The sequence below is a fragment of the Pseudonocardia xinjiangensis genome (assembly GCF_012911925.1).
In the GTDB taxonomy this organism is placed as follows: domain Bacteria; phylum Actinomycetota; class Actinomycetes; order Mycobacteriales; family Pseudonocardiaceae; genus Pseudonocardia; species Pseudonocardia xinjiangensis.
In genome coordinates this window covers 1-7,157 of the sequence record NZ_JAAXKY010000241.1, presented here as the reverse complement: position 1 = coordinate 7,157, position 7,157 = coordinate 1, and the positions used below count along the sequence as shown (strand labels likewise).

Genomic DNA, 7,157 nt, shown 5'->3' with positions numbered 1-7,157 from the left:
GGTTCGTCCGGGGCACGCACCGCCGCGGGTGCGGTCGCTGCCGGAACGCCACGGACGGAGACGCGGCTGGCGTCGGGGTTGGTGTCGAGTGCCTCGCGCACGTGCTCGAGATGTGGCGCCTCGAGGTCGATGCGGATCTTCTCGACGCCGCCGTGCCCGTCGGCGAAGATGAACTGCCGCGGGGTGTCGTCGGGCCGGTCGTCGTGCCGGGGCCGGGGTGACAGCGTGCCGAGCATCTGCTCGTAACCGACGCCGGTGGGCACCTTCAGCAGGCGCAGTGCCTCGCTCTGCGCCTCCTCGTCGTCGGTGCGTCCGACGAAGACGGCGTTGACGAGCGACGCGAACCCCGAGACCCGCAGCAGGTCACCGGCGAGCTGGGAGGCGAACAGCGCCCGGACGTTGAACTTCCGCGAGTCGCGGGCGAGCCGGTCGATGAGCACCTTGCCGGTGGGCACCTGGGAGAGGAAGTGGGTCTCGTCGAGCGCGACGCCCTTGCGCAGGTTGCGGTCGGCGTCGTAGATCGTGCGCTGTGTGAGCCAGGACGCCAGGTTGAGCAGCTCCACGGCGAGCGACTCACCGTCGGTCCACTCCTCACGGGGGCTCCCGGGCCGCGGCAGCGTCATGCCCTGCATGGTGAGCACCGTGAGGCGGTACTCCCGGTCGGCCTGCCACGGGTCGTCGCGGGAGGTGTCGGGGAACAGCAGCGCCGCCTGGGGCAGCTCCCTGCGCTCCTCCAGGAAGTCGGCCACCACGCCGGCGTGGTCCTCGCCGTCGCGCGCGTGCCGGCGCAGCGCGTCGATCACCTGACCCGGGTGCCGGTCGGTGGCGCCACCGACCTCCCGCACCGCACGGAGCAGCACGATGCGGGTGTGCGGCAGCCGCGCGACGTCGTAGGGCAGGAGCCCGGTGAGAACGTCGAGAACGAGCCGTCGTCTGGTGGCCGCGGCGAGGGAGCGCTCACGCCGCCACGCCCGCTCGGGGTCCTCCTCGTCGAGGAAGTGCTCGGGACGCGGCTCGGCGACCACCCGGTACGGGTTGAGGATGCCGGGGTCGGCGCGGAGCAGGTTGATGTGGCGGCTGAACGGCGCGAGCTCGGGCAGGCGGGTGAGCTCCGCGAGCGGGCCCGACGGGTCGAGAACCGTCCAGCGGGCGCCGGCCCGCAGCGTCTTGTAGACGATCACCCCGGTGAGGAACGACTTGCCCGATCCCAGCCCGCCGACCACCGCGGTGAGGCCGGACGCCCTGCGCACCTCCTGCGCGAGCCACGGGTCCCAGGCCACCGGGCGGCGAGTGGCTGTGCACGTCTCACCGATCATGATGCCGCGCCGGTCGCCGACCGACGCGGTGGCCGCGGGAACGGCCGACGCCGCCCACGTGACCGAGCCCCGCCGCCGGTAGGCGGTGGACGCGAGCGGCTCACCCGGGATGAACTCGCGGGCGAAGCGGTACTGCGCCTCGGGGTGCTCGATCTGCACCTTCGGCCGGTACACGTCGAGCACCTGCTGCGCCCTGCTGACCGCCTCGGCCTCGTCCTTGCCGGACACCGCGACCCGCCACCAGCCGTAGAGGCGGGTGTTGAGCTGGGTGAGCCCGGTGGTCAGCTCGTCCTCGACCTCCAGTACGCGGTCGGCCTGCCGGGCCAGCGACATCGGCGGGTCGAGGTCGTGGTCGTGCGTGTAGTGCCGGATCTGGCTGCGCACCTTTCCCATCTGGCGCTGCAGCTCGCCCGCCACCTCCTCGGGACGCCGGACGTAGATCCGCGCCGACCACTCCACGGGGAAGGGGAGCCGGTCGGAGTGCTGCATCCACGGGTCGTCCACCTCGGGGATGCGCAGCCCGTCCATCAGCCCCACGGACAGCACGGCGACGTTCCGCGAGACGGTCTGCGTGCGTAGTCGCCCGACCACGCGAACGGTGGGCGCGTAGGGCTCCTGGTGCATGTCGATGCCGTCGGTGAACGCCGCGAGGTCCTCGGTCTCCCACCGGCTGACCCCGCCGGGCACCATCGAGAGCGTGCGCGGGGCGGGCAGGCCGAGCGCGCACGAACGGTGCATCAGCCAGGAGATGTCGTCGGCCGAGGCCGGCACGGCGTCGAGTCCGCTGCCGGCGACGAGCGAGTCGAGGTGCCCCACCTCGGTGGACAGCGCAGCGATCTCGGCGCGCACCGCCGCGGGCGCGACCCTGCCCAGGACCGGCGCCGCCCTTTCGACCCAGCGGTCGAGCACGCTCCGCCCGGAGACCTCGATGCCGAGGAAGACCTCCTTGTCCGACATCGACAGGCCCATCAGGTGCCGTTGCTCACCCTCGAGGAACCCGTCCCAGCCCAATGCGCCCGCGACGTCCGGCATCCGGCCGAGGGCGTTGTGGTCGAACGACTCGGCCCACATGTGGACGGGGTAGGGCCTGGTGGTGACCCGCAGGTGCAGCCAGCGGCCCTGCAGCTCTCCCAGCTGCGCGGCGATCTGCCGGATCAGCACCTCGCGCTGCGAGTCGCTGCGGAAGCTCCAGGCCTGCGCGGCGAGCCGGTACCAGGCCATCACCTGGGTGCCGGTACGGGTCAGATGACCCTCGATCGAGCGCAGCGCGATCTGGGGGACGTACTTCGGCAGTCCGGCCTCACCGGCCAACGCGCGACCGCGGCGACCGCCACGCTGTCTCTCGAGTGGGCTGCTGTCGCGACGGGCGTCACGTCGCGCCACGTGAACGTCCCTTTCCACGCCCGGCCGCCGCCCGGCCCTTCGTCCGCGAGGTCTGCCACGAATCGCGTTCCGCGGGCGCCTTCGGCGCCTTCGGTGTTTTCGATGCCTTGGCCTTGGCCTTGCGGGCCCGGACGACCGGCCCGACACGGACGTGGTCGGAGCGGACCTCGCCGCCGCCGACTGCCGTGCGCACCCTCGGCCCGGTGATCTCGTGACGGAAGAGCTCCACAACCTGCCCGAGGGGTCGTTCGTAGTTGATGCGCTGGCCGAGGAACCTGGTGATCACGACGGTGATCACCAGGGCCCATGCTACGGAGAAGAAGTCGAGCCCGATGCCGACCCGTCGTTGCACGAACATGACGCCGATCATGACGAGCAGGCCGAGCCCGTAGCTGACGTACCGCGCACGCCACGGGAAGGTCGCGCGAGGTGGCCCCAGCCAGACGGAGTCGACGCGGTAGATCTCGTCGTCGGTGCGAACGAGCAACTGATCACCCGACGAGGAGGCTTGCCAGGAAGTTGCCGATCTGCGGACCGTTGCCCGAGACGGCGATCCCGAGCGCCACCAGCCCGACGAGCAGTCCCACGCTTCGACGCGCCACGCCCGCGTTGTCACCACGGCCGCCGATCCACAGCAGGATGATCGCGATACCCAGCAGCACGAGCGGGACGACGTTGTCTTGGATCCACCCCTGGAGCCCGTTGGTGGTCAGCCCTTGCGCGTAGTGCGCAAGCGCCTCTGGTCCGGTCATACGGCTCCTCCTTGCGGCGTTACCCACCCGAGGCTGCCCGTACCCGACCCCCCGGGCTGGTGATACCCGAACGTGTCGACTCGGCTATCCAGCGTTGAGTAGACCATGCTGACCAGCGGGAGCATAGAGGGTCGCCCGCACGGCGGGCATCAGGTCACACAACGAACGATGTGCACCGCCGACAGGGTGACTGACCTGGGGATCGTTCGCCCTCCGACTGTCTGGACTGATCGAGTGACGCGGCCCCGAACCGACCTTCGGGCGCCACTTTCCACACCGCGACGTGTCGAATCGCGCTCACTGTTACCGGCCGGTAAGTTGACCCCTGATCGGCCCGAACGTTCCCGGTCGCGAGCCGGAGACGGCGGTCTACCCTGCTCCGCAACGGCCCGCGGCGCCACCGCCGCTGACCAGCCCTGGGAGGAAGCCCGTGGTTGTCAGACTGGTCATCGGACTGGCGATGACAGTGATCGCCGTGGCGGTGTCCGGCCGTCGCGCACTGTGGCTCTACCGGCTGATCAAGTCCGGTCAGCCGGCCCACGACCGCACGAACGCCCTCAACGAGCGCCTACGGGCCCAGCTCGTGGAGGTCTTCGGGCAGCGCAAGCTGCTGCGGTGGTCGGTCCCGGGACTGGCGCACTTCTTCACGTTCTGGGCCTTCGTGATCTTGATCACGGTGTACCTCGAGGCGTACGGAGCGCTGTTCGACCACGACTTCCACATCCCGCTGATCGGCCGGTGGCCGGTGCTCGGATTCCTCCAGGACTTCATCGCCGCCGCGGCGTTGATCTCGCTCGGGGTCTTCTCGGTGATCCGGCTGCGCAACGCGCCCGAGCGCGAGGCACGGGCGTCGCGGTTCTACGGCTCGCACACCGGGGGCGCGTGGCTGATCCTCTTCATGATCTTCAACGTGCTGTGGACGATGTTCTTCTTCCGCGGCGCGGCCTCGGCGCTGGGCGTGTTCCCCTACACCTCGGGCGCGTTCGTCTCGATCGGCGTCGGCCACCTGTTCGACGGCCTGTCCACGGGCACCCTGGAGGTGCTGGAGAGCGTCGGCCTGCTGCTGCACATCGGCGTGATGCTGGTCTTCACGGTGATCATCGCCTACAGCAAGCACCTGCACATCTTCACCGCGCCGATCAACGTCTCGGCCAAGCGCCTGCCCAAGGCGCTGGGTCCGCTGCCGGTGATGGAGTCGAACGGCAAGCCGATCGACTTCGAGGATCCGGGCGAGGACGACGTGTTCGGGCGCGGCAAGGTCGAGGACTTCACGTGGAAGGGCATGCTCGACTTCGCGACCTGCACCGAGTGCGGTCGCTGCCAGAGCCAGTGCCCGGCCTGGAACACCGGCAAGCCGCTCTCGCCGAAGCTCGTGATCATGGACCTGCGCGACCACCTGCTCGCGAAGGCGCCCTACATCATCGGCGGGAAAGACATGCCCGACGAGGGAGCCGTCTCGGTCACCGGCGGTGCCGACCAGGCCGGCGGGAACGGCCACCACGTGCCGGAGTCCGGCTTCGGCCGGGTTCCGGGCTCCGGGCCCGAGCAGGCCGCGCGGCCGCTGGTCGGCACCCTGGAGCAGGGCGGGGTGATCGATCCTGACGTCCTGTGGTCCTGCACCACGTGCGGCGCGTGCGTGGAGCAGTGCCCGGTGGACATCGAGCACGTCGACCACATCGTCGACATGCGCCGGCACCAGGTGCTCATCGAGTCGGAGTTCCCCTCCGAACTCGGCGTGCTGTTCCGCAACCTGGAGAACAAGGGCAATCCCTGGGGGCAGAACGCCAAGGACCGGCTCGACTGGACCAAGAACCTCGACTTCGAGGTGCCGGTGTTCGAGGGCGAGCTGTCCGCCGACACCGAGTACCTCTTCTGGGTCGGCTGCGCCGGCGCGTTCGACGACAACGCCAAGAAGACGGTACGGGCCACCGCCGAACTGCTGCACCGCGCGGGCGTCGGGTACGTCGTGCTCGGCCCGGAGGAGAGCTGCACCGGCGACCCGGCGCGCCGCTCGGGCAACGAGTTCCTGTTCCAGATGCTCGCCCAGCAGAACGTCGAGGTCCTCAACGCCGTGTTCGAGGGCCGGGAGCCGGGCACCCGCAAGATCGTCACGACCTGCCCGCACTGCCTCAACACCCTCGGGCGGGAGTACCCCCAGCTCGACGGGCAGTACGAGGTGGTGCACCACACGCAGCTGCTGAACAAGCTCGTGCGCGAGGGCAAGCTCGTCCCGGTCGCCGCGCCCGACGGCGCGCTGACCGACGTCACCTACCACGACCCGTGCTACCTCGGCCGGCACAACGAGATCTACGAGGAGCCTCGCGAGCTCGTCGGCGCGGCCGGGGTGAAGCTCAACGAGATGCCGCGCCACGCCGACCGTTCCTTCTGCTGCGGCGCCGGCGGTGCCCGCATGTGGATGGAGGAGAAGATCGGCAAGCGGGTCAACCTCGAACGCGTCGACGAGGCACTGGGCACCGGTGCGGAGAAGATCGCCACCGGCTGCCCGTTCTGCCGCGTGATGTTCTCCGACGGCCTGACCCAGCGGCAGAGCGAGGACAAGGGTGCGGGCGTCGAGATCCTCGACGTCTCCCAGATGCTGCTCGCCTCGGTCCGGCGGGGTGACACCGACAGCTCCGCCACCAACGGCTCCGTGGACGCGGTGGGGGCGGGCTCGCCACCCACGGCCGACACCACTCCCACCGGCGGAACCCAGGTCAACGGGCCGGGCGACGAGTCGGCGGTCACCGCCGAACCCGACGGTGACGTGTCGGTGGGCGGGTCGGGCACCGGCGGCGCGGAGCCGAAGGGGGCCCGGCCGGGCGACCCCACAGCTCAGGAGGGTCGGCCGAGCGGAGACTGACCCGGGACGACGACCGGTCTCAGCAGGGACGGAAACCGGTCACGACGTACCGGGACGGGGCGACGGCCTCGATGGTGAGATGGCCGACCTGCGGACCTGCGGGGGTCGTCGAGCCCCAGTCCATGCTGCACGCGTCGGCCTCGAGTCCCGTCGGAGTGGGCGTGGTGGGGACGTTCGCCTGGGCGTACAGGATCCGATCGGACACGCGCGCGGCGAGCGCCATCACCGCGGCCGCGCAGTCGGGCTGTCCGACCGAAGCGGCGAACGGTGCTCGGGCAGGCTCGGCCAGCAGGTTGTCGCACACTGCACCGGGGCTGCCCAGGGCGATCCGGTTGAGCATGGATGGGAGCACGCTCTGCGGACGGGGTGCGCCCTGATCTGCCTTGCTCTCCTGCTGCAACTGCGCATAGGACGCCGCCGCCTGCTGCTGCTGGCGAACGGTGGTGAAGGCGAATCCGACGCCGGTGATCAGGCACAGCACCGCACCCACCGCCGCGAGGCGCCACCAGGGCAGCTGGGCGAGCCCCGCGAGCAGCACTCCGATGCTCGCTGCCAGCGCCCAGGCCCACGGCCCGGTGCTCATCATCAGCCCGACGACGACCACCAGCCCGGCGAGGGGCAGGTCCCATCCGCGCAGCGGACCGTCGAGCCGCAGCAACCGCAGGACGACGAGCGCTCCGAGTCCGGCCAGCCAGGGGATCCACGACAGGCCGGAGAACGGCCACAGCAGGACGGCGGCCGCGGTGATCGCGAGCCCGGCCGCGCCGCGCGGAGACCGGATGAGCCGCCGCCAGTCGAAGCGGGGGCGGGCCTTCGGACCGGGAGGCGGGGGGCCCGGAGGCGGCG

Annotated in this window: 5 protein-coding genes; 1 reads left to right on the top strand and 4 read right to left on the bottom strand. The window is 70.8% G+C overall.

The annotated features are described in order from the left end of the window. From HF577_RS35990 to HF577_RS35980, 3 genes are all read right to left on the bottom strand, one after another. Window positions 1-2,699, bottom strand: a 2,699-nt coding sequence (locus tag HF577_RS35990; RefSeq protein WP_169400473.1) for an ATP-binding protein, incomplete at its 3' end; no start/stop codon positions are given. Continuing rightward, on the bottom strand, window positions 2,686-3,186 hold the full coding sequence (locus tag HF577_RS35985; RefSeq protein WP_169400472.1) for a hypothetical protein: 501 nt from the start codon (window positions 3,184-3,186) through the stop codon (window positions 2,686-2,688). The genes HF577_RS35990 and HF577_RS35985, both read right to left, overlap by 14 nt. A gap of 4 nt (window positions 3,187-3,190) precedes the next feature. Then, complete coding sequence (locus HF577_RS35980) at window positions 3,191-3,451, bottom strand: hypothetical protein (protein ID WP_169400471.1); 261 nt, start codon at window positions 3,449-3,451, stop codon at window positions 3,191-3,193. A gap of 430 nt (window positions 3,452-3,881) precedes the next feature. On the opposite strand from HF577_RS35980, the gene HF577_RS35975 reads away from it, so the two are divergent. Then, window positions 3,882-6,311, top strand: a complete 2,430-nt coding sequence (locus tag HF577_RS35975) for a (Fe-S)-binding protein (RefSeq protein ID WP_169400470.1) — start codon at window positions 3,882-3,884, stop codon at window positions 6,309-6,311. Between the two features lie 19 nt (window positions 6,312-6,330). Here the strand turns inward: HF577_RS35975 and HF577_RS35970 are convergent. Continuing rightward, window positions 6,331-7,157: hypothetical protein (locus HF577_RS35970; RefSeq protein WP_407692281.1), on the bottom strand; the 827-nt coding region annotated here is incomplete at its 5' end.